The 18,914-nt window shown below is 35.0% G+C and carries 14 protein-coding genes; 13 read left to right on the top strand and 1 reads right to left on the bottom strand.

Annotated features, from left to right (window positions below):
* Window positions 1-15: 15 nt before the first annotated feature.
* From sov to QWY90_RS02195, 12 genes are all read left to right on the top strand, one after another.
* Window positions 16-7,284 carry a T9SS outer membrane translocon Sov/SprA gene (gene sov, locus QWY90_RS02140; RefSeq protein ID WP_290284176.1) on the top strand — a complete coding sequence of 2,423 codons (7,269 nt, stop codon included), beginning with the start codon at window positions 16-18 and terminating at the stop codon, window positions 7,282-7,284.
* Between the two features lie 51 nt (window positions 7,285-7,335).
* Window positions 7,336-7,716 carry a glycine cleavage system protein GcvH gene (gene gcvH, locus QWY90_RS02145; RefSeq protein ID WP_290284177.1) on the top strand — a complete coding sequence of 127 codons (381 nt, stop codon included), beginning with the start codon at window positions 7,336-7,338 and terminating at the stop codon, window positions 7,714-7,716.
* Window positions 7,709-8,077, top strand: a complete 369-nt coding sequence (locus QWY90_RS02150; RefSeq protein ID WP_290284178.1) for a VanZ family protein — start codon at window positions 7,709-7,711, stop codon at window positions 8,075-8,077. Before gcvH ends, QWY90_RS02150 begins: the two co-directional genes overlap by 8 nt.
* Window positions 8,078-8,173: 96 nt before the next feature.
* On the top strand, window positions 8,174-10,294 hold the full coding sequence (locus tag QWY90_RS02155) for a gliding motility outer membrane protein RemB (RefSeq protein ID WP_290284179.1): 2,121 nt from the start codon (window positions 8,174-8,176) through the stop codon (window positions 10,292-10,294).
* A 414-nt stretch (window positions 10,295-10,708) separates the two neighbouring features.
* Entirely contained in the window at window positions 10,709-11,611 is a 903-nt protein-coding gene (cyoE, locus tag QWY90_RS02160) for a heme o synthase (RefSeq protein WP_290284180.1), read from the top strand.
* Window positions 11,611-12,198 (top strand): cytochrome c oxidase subunit 3, encoded by a 588-nt coding sequence (locus QWY90_RS02165; RefSeq protein WP_290284181.1) that lies wholly within the window; start codon window positions 11,611-11,613, stop codon window positions 12,196-12,198. Before cyoE ends, QWY90_RS02165 begins: the two co-directional genes overlap by 1 nt.
* 43 nt (window positions 12,199-12,241) lie before the next feature.
* Window positions 12,242-13,273 (top strand): cytochrome c oxidase subunit 3, encoded by a 1,032-nt coding sequence (locus QWY90_RS02170; RefSeq protein WP_290284182.1) that lies wholly within the window; start codon window positions 12,242-12,244, stop codon window positions 13,271-13,273.
* A 21-nt stretch (window positions 13,274-13,294) separates the two neighbouring features.
* Window positions 13,295-13,654 carry a cytochrome C oxidase subunit IV family protein gene (locus tag QWY90_RS02175; RefSeq protein WP_290284183.1) on the top strand — a complete coding sequence of 120 codons (360 nt, stop codon included), beginning with the start codon at window positions 13,295-13,297 and terminating at the stop codon, window positions 13,652-13,654.
* An 87-nt stretch (window positions 13,655-13,741) separates the two neighbouring features.
* Window positions 13,742-14,401: a hypothetical protein gene (locus QWY90_RS02180; RefSeq protein ID WP_290284184.1), complete on the top strand. Its 660-nt coding sequence runs from the start codon at window positions 13,742-13,744 to the stop codon at window positions 14,399-14,401.
* An 11-nt stretch (window positions 14,402-14,412) separates the two neighbouring features.
* On the top strand, window positions 14,413-15,096 hold the full coding sequence (locus tag QWY90_RS02185; RefSeq protein ID WP_290284185.1) for an SCO family protein: 684 nt from the start codon (window positions 14,413-14,415) through the stop codon (window positions 15,094-15,096).
* A complete protein-coding gene (locus QWY90_RS02190) occupies window positions 15,089-15,682 on the top strand; it encodes a DUF420 domain-containing protein (RefSeq protein WP_290284186.1) in 594 nt (197 codons plus the stop codon). The genes QWY90_RS02185 and QWY90_RS02190 overlap by 8 nt, the downstream gene beginning before the upstream one ends.
* Window positions 15,672-15,959 (top strand): hypothetical protein, encoded by a 288-nt coding sequence (locus tag QWY90_RS02195; RefSeq protein ID WP_290284187.1) that lies wholly within the window; start codon window positions 15,672-15,674, stop codon window positions 15,957-15,959. Before QWY90_RS02190 ends, QWY90_RS02195 begins: the two co-directional genes overlap by 11 nt.
* A 21-nt stretch (window positions 15,960-15,980) precedes the next feature.
* On the opposite strand, the gene QWY90_RS02200 is transcribed toward QWY90_RS02195, so the two are convergent.
* Entirely contained in the window at window positions 15,981-17,372 is a 1,392-nt protein-coding gene (locus QWY90_RS02200) for a DUF4403 family protein (protein ID WP_290284188.1), read from the bottom strand.
* A gap of 165 nt (window positions 17,373-17,537) precedes the next feature.
* Here QWY90_RS02200 and QWY90_RS02205 point away from each other — a divergent pair, with 165 nt between their 5' ends.
* Window positions 17,538-18,914, top strand: a complete 1,377-nt coding sequence (locus QWY90_RS02205) for a TolC family protein (RefSeq protein WP_290284189.1) — start codon at window positions 17,538-17,540, stop codon at window positions 18,912-18,914.

Raw genomic sequence — 18,914 nt, forward strand, 5'->3', positions numbered from 1 at the left:
AAAACATTTTTAAACTTGAAAATACTATACATCGGATTAGTTTTGTTACTAAGCACTTCGGTTTTTGCCCAAGTAACCCCAACTGAACCAAAACCAACCGAACCGGAGCCAACAGGGTATTCAACCGGGAAAGTTGAAATAAAAAACCCTAATAGTATTGTCAATGCTTATACCTATGACCCAGCTTCAAATAGGTATATATATACTAGTACAATGGATGGGTTTAATATCAATTACCCCATTATATTAACGCCAAAAGAATACGAAGAATTAGTACTTCGTGAATCAATGCGTGAGTATTTTAAAGAGAAATCGGATGCTATTGATGGTAAAAAAGAGGGTAGCGAAGCAAAGAAAAAAGATTTATTACCAAGATATTATGTAAACTCCAGTTTCTTTGAAACCATTTTTGGTTCCAATACAATTGATGTTAAACCAACTGGTTCTGTCGAAATGGATCTTGGAGTTCGTTATACAAAGCAAGACAATCCAGCTTTTTCACCAAGAAACAGATCGCAAACTTCATTCGAATTTGACCAAAGGATAAGTATGAGTTTGAATGGGAAAGTCGGAACCCGATTAAGTGTGAACGCCAATTACGATACACAATCAACTTTTTCATTCCAAAATCTTATCAAGTTAGAATATGCACCAACCGAAGATGATATCATTCAAAAAATAGAAGTTGGAAATGTAAGCATGCCGCTTTCCAATTCTTTGATTCGTGGCGCTCAAAGTTTGTTTGGAGTAAAGGCGCAACTACAATTTGGAAAAACTACTGTAACCGGAATCTTCTCGGAACAAAAATCACAAACCAAATCAGTTACGGCTCAAGGCGGCGGAACCATTCAGGATTTCGAATTGTTCGCCCTTGATTATGATGCCGACAGACACTTTTTCTTATCCCAATATTTTAGGAATAAATACGATGATGCCCTAAAGAATTATCCGGTAATTAGAAGCAGAGTTCAAATTACAAGGGTTGAAGTTTGGGTAACCAACAGACAAAACCGAGTAAGTACGACGAGCAATAACTTAAGAAATATTATTGCGCTTCAGGATTTGGGAGAATCAAGATTAACAGGTCTTACAGACCCACAAGTTGTCGCTATTCCAACAGGACCATATCCAAATTTCTTCCTAACAACTCCAACAGATTCGCCAACGGATAATAATAACAATCAATATGATCCAGAATTAATCACCACAGGTGGTGGATTATTAAACTCAAATATTAGAGATATTGTTACTTCAAGTGTTGGTTTTAATAATCCGGTTGATGAAGGAACAGATTATTCCAAATTAGAAAATGCCAGAAAGTTAGCGCCGAACGAATATACGCTTAATCCTCAATTAGGTTATATTTCGTTGCAACAACGTTTAGCCAATGACGAAGTGTTAGCAGTTGCTTATCAATATACTATTGGTGACGATGTTTATCAGGTTGGAGAGTTTGGTACTGATGGTGTTGATGCTACAGTAGTTTCAGATACTGGTACTCCAGCTGCCACAGTATCATCTCAAAGTTTGATTCTGAAAATGTTAAAGAGTAATTTAACTAATGTTCAGAAACCTATTTGGAATTTGATGATGAAAAATATTTATCAAATTCAAGGAGCGTATCAATTGCAACAAGAAGATTTCAGATTTAATATTTTATACTCTGATCCATCACCAATTAATTATATTAGTCCTGTTGCAGGAACACCTTTTCCAACAAGTCCGACAACGCCACCAGGGAATGAAGTTTCGGAAACGCCATTGTTAAAAGTTTTCAATGTTGATAAATTAAATTACAACAATGATCCACAAGTTGGTGGCGATGGTTTTTTCGACTTTTTACCAGGATTAACAGTTGACCAACAAAATGGTCGTTTAATATTTACTACAGTTGAGCCATTTGGTAAGTTGATTTTTGATAAACTAAAATTAGGCGTTGAAGATTACTATAATGAAAGTACTTATAATGGCAATCAGGCTAAATACGTTTTCAGAAGTATGTATACCAGCACTCAAGCCGCAGCTTTGCAAGATGCTGAAAAGAATAAATTTCAATTAAAAGGAAGATACAAATCATCTGGCGGTGACGGAATTCCGATTGGTGCTTACAATGTTCCAAGAGGTTCTGTAGTAGTTACTGCAGGAGGAAGAGTTTTGCAGGAAGGAATAGACTATAGTGTGAATTATCAGGCGGGGAGAGTACAAATTCTTGACCCTTCGCTGCAAGCATCCAATACGCCAATTCAGGTTTCTGTGGAAAACAACTCTACTTTTGGACAACAGACCAGAAGGTTTATGGGAATTAATGTAGAACACAAATTCTCAGATAAATTATTAGTTGGTGCTACATTCATAAAAATGACAGAAAGACCACTTACGAGTAAATCAAATTATGGTCAGGAATCTGTTAATAATACTATTTTTGGTTTCAACGCAAACTACTCTACAGAAGTACCTTTTTTAACTCGAATGGTTAATAAATTACCAAATATAGATACAGATGTGCCTTCTAATTTCTCTTTGCGAGGTGAAATGGCTTTCTTGAAGCCAGATGCTTCAAAAGCGGATTCTTTTCAAGGAGAATCTACCGTTTATGTAGATGATTTTGAAGGCTCACAAACTACAATCGATATGCGTTCGGCTCAGTCATGGAGTTTGTCTTCTACTCCAAAACGACCTGCTATAGCTGATTATAATGATTTCGGTTCGAGTGCAGTTGACTTGAGTTATGGCTATAAAAGAGCTAAATTAAACTGGTACAGTATTGATCCAACGTTGTATGTTCAAACGCCAAGTGATATTGGTCAAGACGGAATTTCTGCCAACAACACCAGAAGAATTTTCAGCCGGGAATTATATCCTAATACTGACATTCAGATTGGTCAATCCACAGTAATTAATACTTTAGATTTAACTTATTACCCACAAGAAAGAGGTCCATATAACTACAACCCTCAAGCCCTCAGTCCCGCTGGATTTTCACAACCAAAGGACAATTTTGGTGGGATAATGCGAGCTATAAATTCTACAAACTTTGAACAAAGCAATGTAGAATATATTCAGTTTTGGGTTTTAGACCCTTATGTTGACACTGCAAATCCTACGGCAGTAGCCAACCCTCTAAACACAGGGCAAATTTATTTTAACCTTGGAGAAATTTCAGAAGATGTTTTAAAAGATGAGCGGAAGCAATACGAAAACGGATTACCTTCTAACAGTGCTTCGCAAGCATTAACGAATCCTACCGTTTGGGGTAAAGTACCTTCTTCACAGTCCCTTATTTATGCTTTTGATGTTGATGGCGCCAATAGAGCCGCACAAGATGTTGGTTTTGACGGTGTAGGTAATACTGATGAACAAAGCCTTTCGGGAATTGGTGGTTATGCTGGTCTTGCTGACCCAGCCGCGGATGATTACCAATATTTTTTAAGTGCATCAGGGTCGACTATTTTTGATCGTTATAAAAAATATAATGGAGTTGACGGCAATTCACCAGTTGGAGTTTCAGATAATAATAGAGGTTCAACATCATTGCCTGATGTAGAAGATATTAATCGTGACAACACGATGAATACAGCAAATGCCTATTATGAGTATAAAATTGATATAAAACCGGACATGGTTGTTGGATCCAATTTTATTACAGATATAGTTCCAACTACGCTTCAAAATTCAGATATTCCAAACGGACGTGGAACTGAAGCAAGATGGATTCAGTTTAAAATTCCAGTTTCACAACCGACTAATGTTGTAGGTAGTATTTCTGATTTCCGTTCTATTCGTTTTATGAGAATGTTCATGACCGGATTTACAACACCAATTACAGTTCGTTTTGGAGCATTGGATTTAGTTCGTGGCGAATGGAGACGTTATGATAACTCATTCCAAACAACAGATACTGATCCAACGGATGACAATACCAATTTTGATGTATTAGCAGTTAACATTCAAGAAAACTCACAAAGAGTTCCGATTCCTTATGTAACACCTCCAGGAGTTGTTAGAGAGAAACTTTCCACAGGAAATCAGGTAATCAACCAAAATGAGCAATCTCTTTCGTTAAGAGTAAATGGTACACCAGCAGGAACAGGAGGATTAGAAGTTGGTGATTCAAGAGCGGTGTTTAAAAACATAGATGTAGATATGCGTCAGTACAGCAAATTAAAAATGTTTTTACATGCTGAAGCATTGCCATCAGATGCATCACCATTGCTAGATAATCAAATGAAAGCATTTCTTCGTTTTGGAAATGATTTTACCAATAACTATTATCAAATAGAAATCCCACTTAAGGTAACTCCTCCAGGTGTTCCAACTGGAGATACCGAATCAGTAGCAGAAACTGTTTGGCCGTCAGTTAATGAGATTAGTCTTAATTTATCATTGTTAACCAAGATGAAAGTTAGATCTCTTGGTGTTGACTTTACAACGTTGCCTGATGGCGTTTATTATCCTGATGACGATGTAACACTTCCTGATGGCGATGGGGATCCTAACCTTCGTATAGGAATAAAAGGAACACCAAATTTTGGTTTGGTAAGAACACTAATGGTTGGTATCAAAAATAATCATACCGATAGAGTTCGAGGTGAGGTTTGGTTCAACGAATTGCGTCTTGCCGGTTTGGATAACAAAGGCGGAATGGCAGCCGTTTTAAACATGGATACGAATTTAGCCGATTTTGCTACCCTTTCTGCCACCGGAAGAATGAGTACGATTGGCTTTGGAGCCTTAGAACAAGGGCCACAAGAAAGAAGCAGAGAAGCAACACAACAGTATAACATTGTTACTAACCTTAGTTTGGGGAAATTATTGCCAAAAAAATGGGGAATTAATTTACCATTCAATTATGCCGTGGGTGAAGAAACTATTACTCCAGAGTATGATCCATTCAATCAAGATATCCGTTTGCAACAATTGATTGATAATACAAGCAGTGCTGCTGAAAGAGAAAATATTAGAAACAGAGCCATCGATTTCACCAAAAGAAAGAGCATCAACTTTATTGGGGTAAAGAAAGATAGAGCAGCAGAACAAAAGCAACATATTTACGACCCTGAAAATTTAACGCTTTCATATTCTTACAATCAAGTTGAAAAACACAATTACGAAATAGAAAATTATATAGACCAACAAGTTAATACAACGGTTGATTATACCTATTCTTTCAAAAACAAAGAAATAGAACCGTTTAAGAAAAATAAATTCTTCAAGAAAAGTTCGTATTGGAAACTGTTGAGTGATTTTAACTTTAATTACCTTCCAGCCAGTATTTCATTCAGTAGTAATATTATCAGACAATATAATAAACAACAGTTCAGACAAGTTGATGTTGCCGGAATCGCTTTAGATCCATTGTATAGAAGAAATTATATGTTTAATTATCAATATGGATTTAATTATAACATAACTAAAGCTTTAAAAGTAAATTTTACAGCTTCATCTAACAATATCGTTCGTACCTATTTGGATGAAAACAATGTGCCGGATAATAGTAACACCATTTGGACAGATTTCTGGAATATTGGAACGCCTAACCAACACAACCAGCAGCTTGTTGTTAATTATGAATTACCAATAAGCAAAATTCCATTCTTGGCTTTTGTAAAATCTACCTATTCATACACCGGAGATTATAGTTGGCAAAGAGCTTCATTAGCTATGAATTCAGTTGATGGATATGATTTAGGAAACACGATTCAAAATGCAGGTTCACATCGTTTAAATACGGCTTTAAACATGGAAACTTTTTATAAATATATTGGATTAGGTAAAAAACCAACTGCACCTGCTCAGAAACCGGCAGCATTGCCAAAACCTGGTGAGAAAATAACCGCTGTCAAAGCGCAGCCTGCTAAAACATCTAATGTGTTTTTAGATGGATTGAAAGGCGTTTTGACAAGTGTAAAAAATATTCAAGTTAACTATACTCAAAATGAAGGAACAGTGCTTCCGGGATTTTTACCCGGACTAGGTTTCTTTGGTTCAACAAAACCATCTTTAGGTTTCGTCTTTGGAGCACAGGATGATGTTCGTTTTGAAGCGGCCAAAAGAGGTTGGTTGACAACTTATCAAGATTTCAATCAGAATTATACTCAGGTAGTTACCAAAACGCTTGACATGACCGCAAATGTTGACTTGTTCCCCGATTTCAAAATTGATTTAACAGCTAACAGAACTTTTGCCGACAACTATTCTGAACAATATGATGTGAATGAAACTACAGGTTTGTATAACCCTCGTTCTCCTTATAATTTTGGGAACTTCTCTATTTCAACAGTATTGATTAAAACATCATTTAGTAAAAGTGATGAAAACGGATCAGCTGCTTTTGATGATTTCAGAAACAACAGATTAATTGTTGCCGATAGATTGGCGGCTAATTATTATGGTGCAAGTATTCCACGATACAATGAAGGATCAAATATTGTTACTGATCCACTTGACCCGAGATATTCTTTTTATTCTTCTAATGCCGGTTATCCAATTGGTTTCGGGAAAAACAATCAGGCAGTTTTAATTCCAGCGTTCCTTTCTGCTTATACAGGAAGTGATGCAGGTGGGGTTTCCTTGAGCGCTTTCCGTAATATTCCAATTCCGAACTGGACCATCAAGTATAGTGGATTGATGCGTTATAAATTCTTTAAAGAAAGATTCAAACGTTTCTCTATTCAACACGCTTACAGAGCTTCATATACTATAAACTCTTTCCGTTCCAATCTAGATTATAATCCTAACGTTGACAATCAAGACAATAGTGGTTATGGTAATTTCTATAACAAAACAATTATTGCCAATATCAACTTAGTAGAGCAATTTAATCCGCTTATACGTATTGATTTTGAAATGAAAAATGCTTTCAAAATTTTGGCAGAAATTAAAAAAGACAGAAGTTTATCGATGAGTTTTGACAATAATTTATTGACAGAAGTACAAGGAAAAGAATATATTATTGGTTTTGGATATCGTTTTAAAGATGTTATCTTCTCTTCACAATTGGCAGATAATCCAACCGGAATTATCAAAAGCGATATCAATTTGAAAATAGATTTCTCCTATAGAAATAACAAAACTATTGTACGTTATTTAGATTATGATAACAACCAATTAGGTGGAGGACAAAATATTTGGTCAGCAAAATTAACAGCCGATTATTCGCTAAGTAAGAACCTGACCGCTATTTTCTTCTATGACCATTCCTTCTCAAAACCAGTGATTTCTACCTCATTCCCTTTAACCAATATCCGAGCTGGTTTTACTATGAGATATAATTTCGGAAACTAACATTTTATACAATATCTAATCTTATCTTTGCGCTTTAAAATATAATATCAAATGAATATACCAAGCAATTTAAAATATACTAAAGACCACGAATGGGTTTTAATTGATGGCGATACCGCCACTGTTGGCATCACCGATTTTGCACAAAAAGAATTGGGCGACATTGTTTATGTTGAAGTAGAAACTTTAGATCAAACTTTAGACAAAGATGAAGTTTTTGGAACCGTTGAAGCGGTGAAAACAGTATCTGATTTATTCCTTCCATTATCAGGAGAAATAATTGAATTTAATGATGAATTAGAATCAAATCCGGAAGCTGTCAATTCAGATCCTTATGGAAAAGGCTGGATGGTCAAAGTCAAAATTGCTAACGCTGACGAGATAGAAGAATTACTTTCGAGTGATGCTTACAAACAACTCATCGGTGCTTAAAAAAGCAATACTAAGTTTAGCCATAGGCTGGACTATTTTAATTGCTATTTTGTGTCTTGTAAAGTTTAATGACTTGCCTTCTTTTGGCGTTTCTGATGCAGATAAATACGTTCACTTTACCTTTCATTTTGTTTTCACAACGCTCTGGGGATTTTATTTATGGGGCAATGAAAGAGCGTTATCAAAAATAGTGCGGCTTGTCATTATATCACTTTGTTACGGAATACTGATTGAGTTTTTGCAGGAAACAGTAACCACAACCCGACATGCCGATATATTTGATGTGTTGGCAAATTTAACAGGAGCACTGTTTGCATTAGGGCTATTTGTTTTATTTAAAAAACTACAAACAACCAGATAATAAAGATTGTCCCGTCTCGTTATCCTACGAGACGGGATTTTTTTTACTTTTATCCCATGAATAAAAAATAATATCTTTAATCGATATATTAAAAAAATGAAAAAATCACTACCGTTTTTAGTGCTGCTTTTTTTAACGAGCACAATTAATGCTCAAGTTACTAAAAAAGCAACCGAGAGATTTCCTGTTTTTCCATCGTGCGAAAATTTACAGTTTCAAGCCTTGGAAACTTGTTTTTATAATCAGGTACAGGATTTTGTGTACAATAATTTCAAAGTGCCCGAAAAGCTGAAACAAAGTAATTACAAAGGAACCGTCATTGTTCTTTTTGAAGTGGATGATTCCGGAAATTTCAAAGTACAGTATGTTGATGCCATAGATGAATCGCTGGTAGCAGAAAGCAAAAGAGTCTTTGCTCAAATGCCAAAGATTGATCCGGCAACCTATAACGGAAATCCAACGTATGCTAAATACACTATTAAAATTGCCATCCCTTTACAAAGTGCCGCCGAGTTGCAAGCGCAAAAAGATGCCGATGCTTTAGCCGAAAAAAATTCAAAATTATTTAAACCCAACGACAAACAACTTTCAGAATTAGACAGCATCAAGTATAAAAAATTTGATAATCCACAGTTTGAAAGCCATATCAATATTCCGTTTTCACACAGTTATTACTCGCAATTTGATGATGAATTGAATCAAGTTGGCGCTAATAATCATACCGGTTCAAAACCTTTTTCTTATGCGGAAGTTTCCAAATATTATAACCTGAAAGAAGAGAATCAGAAGTTATTGAAAGGCAAAAAAGAATGGTTCGGAAGAAAACTTTGGGATGAAAGTCTAGTCCAGGTTCAAGGCGAAGATTATTGGTTTACCCTAAATCCTATTTTTGATATTCAAATGGGAAAAAGTGACCCAAGTGTAGCTTCATATACTTATGTAAATACCAGAGGAATTCAGTTTAATGGCGGTTTAGGTAAGGAATTAAATTTTACGACAACTATCTATGAAAGTCAAGGTCGATTTGCGGATTATTTCAATCGCTATGCCGAATCGATAAAACCTTCAGGAGGTGACCCAGCCATTATTCCCGGTATCGGAATTGCAAAACCGTTCAAATCGGATGCTTATGATTTTCCTTTGGCAGAAGCCAATTTGTCTTATACGCCAAGTAAATTTATCAATTTGAATTTGGGTTACGGCAAGAATTTTATTGGCGATGGGTATCGTTCTTTATTGTTAGGCGATGGCGCAAGTCCGTATCCTTATTTTAAACTAAACACTACGTTCTGGAAAATAAAATACACCAATATCTACACTTGGCTAAAAGATGTTCGTCCGGATGTGACGGTTGATAGAACCTATGCAACCAAGTTCGCCGCCAGTCATTATTTGAGTTTGAATGTTACAAACAAATGGAATATTGGACTTTTCGAATCGGTGGTGTGGACCAATACAAACAACCGTGGTTTTGATATGAGTTTTGTAAACCCAATTATATTTTACCGTACGGTTGAGTTTACTTCATCGGCACGAAGCGGAAATGCGTTGTTAGGTTTGACAACGAAAGTAAAATGGAACAATCAAATCAATTTTTACGGACAGTTTTTGTTAGATGAATTTTCGTTGAAGGAAATAAAAGCTGGAAATAAAAGCTGGAAAAACAAATATGGTTACCAACTCGGAGCCAAGTATTACAATGCGTTCAACATCAAAAATTTATTATTGCAAGTCGAATACAACCATGTGCGTCCTTATGTATACTCACATAGTGAAGCCATTACCAACTATGGACACAACAACCAAAGTTTAGGGCACCAATGGGGTGGAAACTTCAAGGAATTTATTGCCATTGCCCGTTACCATAAAGGAAGATACTTTGCTGATGCTAAAGTTACTTTTGGTGAAAGGGGATTGGATTTTAACAATGCTACTGACAATTATAATTACGGAAGCAATATCTACTTGAGTTATAATGATAACCGACCAAACGATACAGGCGTAAACATTGGACAAGGAAACAAAACCAGTATTTTCATAACCGATTTGCAAGCGGGTTATTTGATAAATCCAGCGACGAATATGAAACTGTTTGGTAGTTTTATCTACAGAAACTTTAACCCGGCGACCGAAACAGCAACAGCTATTAAAGAAAGCACTACTTGGTTTTCTGTTGGTTTAAGATGTGATATTTTCAATTGGTATTTTGATTATTAGGATAACTTAAATAATTCATACGCATCAATCATTTAATTCATACGTATGAATCAATCAGTTCATGCTTATGAATTAATCAGTTCATGCGTATGAATTAATCAGTTTGTGCGCATCAATTTAAAAACTATTGATAAGCGGTAAAAATCCCGATAGTGCGGATTTGTAATCCGTGCCAGCAAAGAATATCAAAACTACGTGAGCATTTTGTGGTTTTTTATGGCTGATAAATAAAACATTAGTGATTTATAGCCCCGATAGGAGCTAGCTACCATGTAGCGCGGATAGCGGGAGCAGAAGTGTAAATAAAGACAAAAGTGCCGCTCCTGAAACCAATAAATAGCTCCAAAAATATATGCTTAATTTTTTTGTCAAATCGTTTGCTATAAAGTACCTTTGCGGCAGTTTAAAACTTTGATGAACGCTACCGTTAACACATTTTCCTTCAAACAAATTGCGATTGATTTTAAAGAAATCACGAAAGCAGGTTTAGCTGTTAGTGTGGTGTTTTCTTCTATTGCGGGTTATTTGCTTGGTGTGCTTGACTTTCATGATTTAAAAGTCACGACTTTATTAATGTTGGCCGTTGGTGGTTACTGTATGGTTGGTGCCTCGAACGCCTTTAACCAAGTTATAGAAAAAGACCTTGATGCTTTGATGGACCGAACTAAAAATCGTCCGGTAGCATCGGGAAGAATGTCGCCTAATCATGCTTTGTTTGTTGCGAGTTTACTTACTATTGTTGGTTTGATACTGCTATACCTTATCAATCCGAAGTCGGCTATGTTTGGCGCGATATCTATATTTTTATATACCAGCGTTTACACACCGTTAAAACAATACACACCGCTTTCGGTTTTTGTGGGCGCCTTTCCGGGTGCTATTCCGTTTATGTTGGGTTGGGTTGCAGCAACGAATAATTTTGGTATTGAAGCGGGAACGCTTTTTCTGATACAGTTTTTTTGGCAGTTTCCTCATTTTTGGGCTATTGGCTGGCTTTTATTTGATGACTATCAAAAGGCAGGGTTTTTTATGCTGCCAACGGGAAAAAGGGATACTTCTACCGCTTTGCAAACGATATTGTATTGCGTGTGGTTGTTAATCGCATCAATGTTGCCGTGTTTGGGTTATACCGGAAGATTATTTCTTTCGCCTATTGCAGCGGGAATCGTATTTTTGCTTGGCGTTTGGATGATTATTTATGCGGTAAAATTATACCAAGAAAGAACTACAAAAGCAGCCCGAACATTAATGCTGGTAAGCGTTTCTTACATATCTTTGCTGCAATTGGTTTATATTATAGATAAATTTTTAAGATAATGGATATGACAATGACTGCCCAGGAAGAAAAAGAAAGAAAAGCAAGATCAGCAAAACTATTGTTGTTGTTTGCTATGGGAAGCATGACGATGATGTTTGCCGGAATAGTGAGTGCTGTTGTAGTAAGTAAATCAAGGGAAGATTGGATGAAGGATTTCCAGTTGCCAACCGCTTTTTACTTTAGCACACTGATAATTCTTTTATGTAGCCTAACGTTTCATATGGCCAAAAAAGCCATTCAAAAAGACAATAGACTATTGACAACTAATTATCTTTTGCTGACTTTAGCCTTGGGAATTTCCTTTGTGTTTTGTCAATTTAAAGGCTTTGGACAATTGATGGATAGTGGGTATTTTTTTGCCGGTCCGGAGAGTAATATTGCTACAACTTTTCTATACGTAATTGCTACGGTTCACCTTGTGCATCTTGCAGGAGGATTAATTTCGCTTTTATACATAATTTATAATCATTTTAAACAAAAATACAATTCAAGTCAAACACTTGGAATTGAGCTAGGTGCGATGTATTGGCACTTTCTTGATTTCTTATGGATTTGTTTGTTTTTCTTTTTATATTTCTTTAAATAAGAAAAAAAATCTAAATTTGGGAACTTTTTAACTTATAACTTTTATGGGAGCTACAGTTACTACTGGAAATAATACTGAAAATACTTGGGGTGGCGGAAATGAGCCAATGGGAGCAAGTTATGGCAAATTGATGATGTGGTTTTTCATCATCTCAGATGCTTTAACCTTCTCTGGTTTTCTTGCTGCGTATGGTTTTTCAAGATTTAAATTTATCGATAATTGGCCTATTGCCGACGAAGTGTTTACGCACTTTCCGTTTATGCATGGTGTAGAAGCACCGATGTATTATGTGGCATTGATGACTTTTATCTTGATTTTCTCTTCTGTAACGATGGTGTTGGCGGTTGATGCCGGACATCATATGAAACAGAAAAAGGTAGCGTTCTACATGCTATTAACGATTCTTGGAGGTTTAATTTTCGTGGGATCACAAGCATGGGAATGGAAAAACTTCATTAAGGGAGAATATGGTGCTGTAGAAACCAAAGGTGGAAGTATTATTCAATTTGTAAACAAAGAAGGCGAAAGAGTTAAGCTCGAAGAATTTGCTATTCATTTACCGGGACAAAGAGAACCATTGACAAGAGATAAAGGGAAATGGTTTATGAAAGATGAAGATGCGATAGCAACGTATTCTGTTGCAGAAGTACAAGCCGGTTTCAAAGCACATCCGGAATTGCTAATCAGAACTGAAAAAATTTACAGAGATACGGCTGAAGATAAAGCCAATAAAAAATTGCAACCGGGTTTAAATCATAACAAGCACCGAGAAATATTAACCAGAGCTGAATCAGAAATAATGGTAGGTAATGGGGCATCAGTTGTTGAAGGTGCTAACTTAAAACACAACGAATACGGAAGTAAATTGTTCGCTGATTTCTTTTTCTTTATTACAGGTTTCCACGGTTTCCACGTATTCTCGGGAGTTATTATCAACTTCATTATTTTCTTAAACGTTGTTTTAGGAACCTATGAGAAAAGAAGAACCTATGAAATGGTAGAAAAAGTCGGACTTTATTGGCACTTTGTCGATTTAGTTTGGGTATTCGTATTTACATTCTTCTACTTAGTTTAATTTTTTTATAAAATTTATATTATGTCACACGAACAAGCACACGACGGATCAAATATTAAAAGAATTTGGATGGTTTTCGCACTTTTATCTGTAGTAACTACAGTTGAGGTGTATTTGGGAATTACCAGACCAGGTTTTTTATTCATGAACAATTTCCTTAGCATGAACCTGTTAAACTGGGTATTCATCTTATTAACGTTATACAAAGCATATTATATTGTTTGGGCTTTCATGCACATGGAAGGCGAAAAAAGCAGTTTACGTTGGGCAGTTGTTGGAACTGTTATTTTCCTTGTATTATATTTACTATTTATACTTCTTGTTGAAGCAGATTACATTTTCGAGGTTTTTAAAAATGCTACTATCAAGTGGAATTTTTAACACTATATTAATTCAAAAAATGTCCCGTCGAGTTATTAAACCAGACGGGATTTTTTTATTTTTGTACATTCATTTTTCACAATCCAAATGAAAAAAAACATTGTCCTTTTTATCTTGTTTGTTTTACCGATTGTTGCCTATCTTTTCTTTGCTTCCGGTATAAATAGTTTTATTTCTTTGCCCATCATTACTAAAGAAGTTCCCGAAGTCAATACCTGGAAAACGCTGGACAATAAACAAGTCGCTTTAACTAATAAGATAACCATCCTGGGCTTTATTGGAACTGATGTGATGAAACACAAAGGCAATTTCTTTAACCTTTACGAAATCATCTATAATAAGTATAAAGATTTCAAAGATTTTCAAGTAGTGATGGTGCTTCCCGATGGAACCCAAGGTCAAGTTGAGGAGTTACTAAATATAGATATAAAAAAATTAGGCACACGCAAAGGATGGAATTTTGTTTTTGCTTCGCCAAATGAAATAACGGGTTTCTATAATCAACTTCATTTAGTTGGTAAACTAGATACTACATTAGCAACGCCAAATGTTTTTATTATCGACAAGAAAAGAAACCTAAGAGGCAGAAAAGGCGAAGATCAAAAAGGAACGCCTGAATATAAAGAAGGATACAGTACTGTTTTGGTTTCTGAGCTTTATAATAAGATGATGGACGATATGAAAATCATCATTTATGAATACCGCGCTGCCCTTAAAAAAAATCATAATGCCACAAAAGAACTTTAGCTTATTATTAAATGAAAAATAAATCATACATCGGATTATCATTTATTGTTTTAGTTTTCGGAATCATCTTTATTCCGAGAATTATAAGCAGAATAAAAAGTGATACAGTAGTGCAAGGCGACAGATTAGATGCTATTTCCAATCATAAAGATGGCGAAACAGGTTTGGTTAAAATTGGTCCGGCGCCAAAGTTTGAATTAACAGATCAAAACGAAACGAAGGTTAACAATAACACCTATTTGGGTAAAGTGTATCTCGTTGAATTTTTCTTCACCACTTGTCCTTCTATTTGTCCGGTCATGAACAAAAATATGGTTGGTATTCAAAATGAATTTTTCGGAAATCCGAATTTTGGAATCGCTTCCATATCTATTGATCCTGAACATGATTCATCAAAAGTATTGAAAGAACATGCCAAAACACTTGGCGTGAAGTCTTCGAATTGGCATTTGTTAACGGGCGACAAAGACTATATTTTTAACATTGCCAACAAAGGATTTAATCTGTATGCCGGCGAAAATAAAAACGTCAAAGGCGGATTTGAGCATTCCGGATTATTTGCATTGATAGACAAAAAGGGAAACATACGTTGCAGAAGAGATGATTTTGGAAACCCAATTTTATATTACGACGGATTAGATAAAAAAGGAGTAAAAGCCATTACACAAGACATAAAAAAACTTTTAAATGAATAAGTTAGATAATAAAACCTTAGAACAAAGATTTAAATTTCCAATAATTTTGGTTTCGATACTAATACCAGTAGTTGTAGCCGTTTTGTTTACGGTGAAGCTAAAAGATTTTGGAATTGAAGTGGAACCACTTACGTTCTTACCGCCCATTTATGCTGCCATAAACGGACTTACTGCCTTATTTTTAGTAATGGGAGTAATGGCAATTAAAAACGGAAATCAAAAAGTGCATGAAAGATTTATGACTACGGCTATTGCTTGTTCTGTAATTTTTTTGGTGATGTATGTCGCGTATCACATGACGGCAGATTCAACAGTTTATGGCGATATTGATGGCAATAAAATTTTAGATGCAAAAGAAAAAGAATATGCAGGCACAATGAGATCTGTGTATTTGTTCATTTTGCTTACCCATATCGCGTTGTCAGTAGCAATCATTCCATTGGTTTTGATTACTTATGTTAGAGCCTTAGCAGCACGATTTGACAAACATAAGAAAATTGCAAAAATCACTTTCCCGCTTTGGTTATATGTTGCTGTTACTGGTGTTGTGGTGTACTTAATGATTTCACCATACTATGCAAACTAAAGAACAAAGAAGAAAGAGACAAGAGCCAAGACGATTTAGTTTGAAAAGTATTTTTTTCTTGCTTCTTGCTTCTTGCTTCTTTTCTCTTTCTGCGACAGCTCAATGCGCCATGTGTCGCGCTTCTTTAGAAAGCGAAGGCAATAAAACCAAAGTAGAAGCCGTAAACGATGGTATTGTTTTCCTGATGGCTGTTCCCTATATAATTGTAGCGGTAATTGGCTTTGCGATTTACAGGATGTATTTCAAAAAAGGTAAAAACATAAATCCTAATTCCTAAATCCTAATTCCTTAATCAGACTCAATCCATTCCGTCAATTTTCACATTCATTTTTCCGGTAGCGGTTATAAATGCGATGATGGCTTTGTCGGTTACTTCTACTTTTTCAAAATCAAAATCATTCATTGTTCCGTTGACGAAAACACCTTTCATGGGTGAATAGTTATTCAAATATGGTAGTAAACTTTTCTTGCCTTCATCTAAATTTTCTTTAATTGAATAGCGACAATTTTCTTGAATTTTTTTCAAAATAACACCTTGAAGTAACCAATTGGCAGTTCTGGTTAATAATCCTTTGGTATTTAATACATAATCCATTTGATCAAAATATATCTCTTTGGTAACCGTATTGTAATTTGGAATTCCTGATAAATATATCGTTCCATTGATACTTCCTGTCATATCAAGAGCAATAATAATTTTTCCGTCTTTTTGCCAAAGTGCCACATTTTGAACTACGATTTTTCTACTACCAGCAGTAAATTCTTTGCCTTGAAAATTACTAGAAATAATCCTGGATGCACTTTCATATGTAGAAATCGCAGCAATATTTGCAGTTAGTTTTTCAGGAATTTTTGTGACTGCTTTAAACTGAACAGCATCTCTGTCAAAGCTATTTTTTGGTTTTAAACCAACCATGGTTTGCATATTGCATTTCAATCCCAAATCCATTTTGATTTCTTTTTTTCCTAAAACGGCATCGGTGGTATAAACCTCTATCGGAATAAGTTTAAACCAAGATTGATATTGTTCGCTAGTTATGAATGGTGTGCTCATTTTTTCTAAAACATCAAGTACGTAAGGTTTAAAATCACAAGATTTTTCAATAGCTTCGTCAATCTTTTTAGCAATTTTTGATTTGAAAATAGAAAGCGTTGGAGTAATGATGTAGGTAATCGGGACATTTTTTCCTGCTACTAGAATAGACGGACTTTCGGACCATTCAAAATCATCAATTTTAGAGGTTGTCGACATTTTCCAATTCGATAATTTCACATCGCTAATCAGCGTAATGGTTCCATTCAAATTAATTTCCCTAGTGTCGTTTAAACCCATGAAGTCGGTTCCATATTTGAAGCGTGACCAAATTTTTAAGGGCAATATTGTTTGTATTTTACCATTTTTCTCAATCAAACGAATGGGTGCCGTTTTTGTAATTTTCATCTCTGTTTTATCATCTTCTAAATTAGAATCGTTAAAAATTTCACCATTCAACGTTTTGTTTAATTGGTTTTCTATTTCTTTTAAAGAGATTTCCAGCGGCATGTTGACAAACGATGTCTTGTTGTTGTAAACCATCGGAGTATCATCCGAAGGAAGTGGTTTTAACGCTTCAATTTTTTGAGTGGTAGAACAACTGTTTAAGACTAATGAAAGAAATAGGATAGAAAGAGTTATTTTTATTGTTGACATGACTGCAATTGATTTTTGGCAAAAATAAAAGTAAAAAACGTAAAACATTGTAACATTATTAAAAAAGGTATGTCTAAAGTTGTATGTCTTAAAATAGTTAATCAAAAGACAAAAATTATATCTTTGTTTACCAGAAAAACTAAGGGTTTTAAACCCGTTTTTACTATGAAAAACAGTACACAAGCATTTTTATTACTTTTTATTTTCCTTTTAGGATTTACTTCATTCGGGCAACAAAAAAAATGGACTATTCAAGAATGCGTTGAGTACGCCTTGAAAAACAACATATCTATAAAGCAATCAGAATTGGATATAAAATCAGCCAACATTGATAAATCATCAGCGATTGGAAAATTTTTACCAAATCTAAACACCAGCATTTCTCATTCTTGGAGTATAGGTGCCAATACTAATCCGGTTACCAATGTTAGAGAAAATCAAACTACACAATATACACAAGTTGGTTTGAGTTCGAGCGTAACTATTTATAATGGTTTACAAAATGTAAATCGTCTTCGCAATGCCAAAATGGTGCAACTAGCCAAACAATATCAATTGACTAAAATGCAGGATGATATTTCTTTATATGTTGCCAATGCATATTTGGATATACTTTTTAATAAAGAAAATCTAAAAGTGCAACAAGGTCAGTTAGCAAATGATGAAAAGCAATTGAAACGTACTCAAGAATTGGTTAATTCTGGCTCCACACCAAGAGGTGATTTGTTAGATATGAAAGCTACAATTGCTGCCGATAATCAAAAAGTGGTTGTTGCCGAAAATAGTTTACTGATTTCAAGATTGAGTCTGGCGCAATTACTTCAATTAGAAGAGTTTCAAAATTTTGACATTGCGGATGTTGACTTAGAAGCAAAGCAAAGTTCTATAATGGCTGAAACTCCCGAAGCGATTCTTGAAAAAGCAAAGCAGGTCAGAGTCGAAATTAAAATTGCACAAACTAATTTGGAGCTTGCGCAAAGAGATATTAAAATAGCAAGAGGCGCATTGCAACCTAGTTTAACTTTTGGTTATAATTTTGGAACAAATGCCAGTTATTCAGATAGAATTGTTGGAGTTGATGGAAGCGGAACACCAATAATTGCAAGTCCTTTACCTGTTTTCGAACAATTTAGCAATAATAAAGGGCACAACTTTGGACTACAGTTAAATGTTCCAATATTCAACGGTTTCTCTGCTAGAAATAATGTTGAACGTTCAAAAGTAGATTATGAAAGAACCAAAAATGCTTTCAACCAAGCGAATTTGGATTTAGAAACCAATGTTTATAAAGCAATTACCGATGCTAAAGGTGCTTTAAAAACTTATGAATCAGCAATTTCCACTATGGAAGCAAGGCAAGAAGCTTTTAATTATGCCCAAGAAAAATATACAGTTGGTTTGATGAATGCGTTTGATTTTAATCAATCACTAACCGTATTTGCAGCTTCGCAATCGGATGTTATTCGTGCGAAATACGATTATATTTTTAAAATGAAAGTAGTAGAATTATACTTCGGAATCCCAATCATTCAAAAACAATAA

It is taken from the genome of Flavobacterium paronense, from assembly GCF_030409795.1.
GTDB lineage: Bacteria > Bacteroidota > Bacteroidia > Flavobacteriales > Flavobacteriaceae > Flavobacterium > Flavobacterium paronense.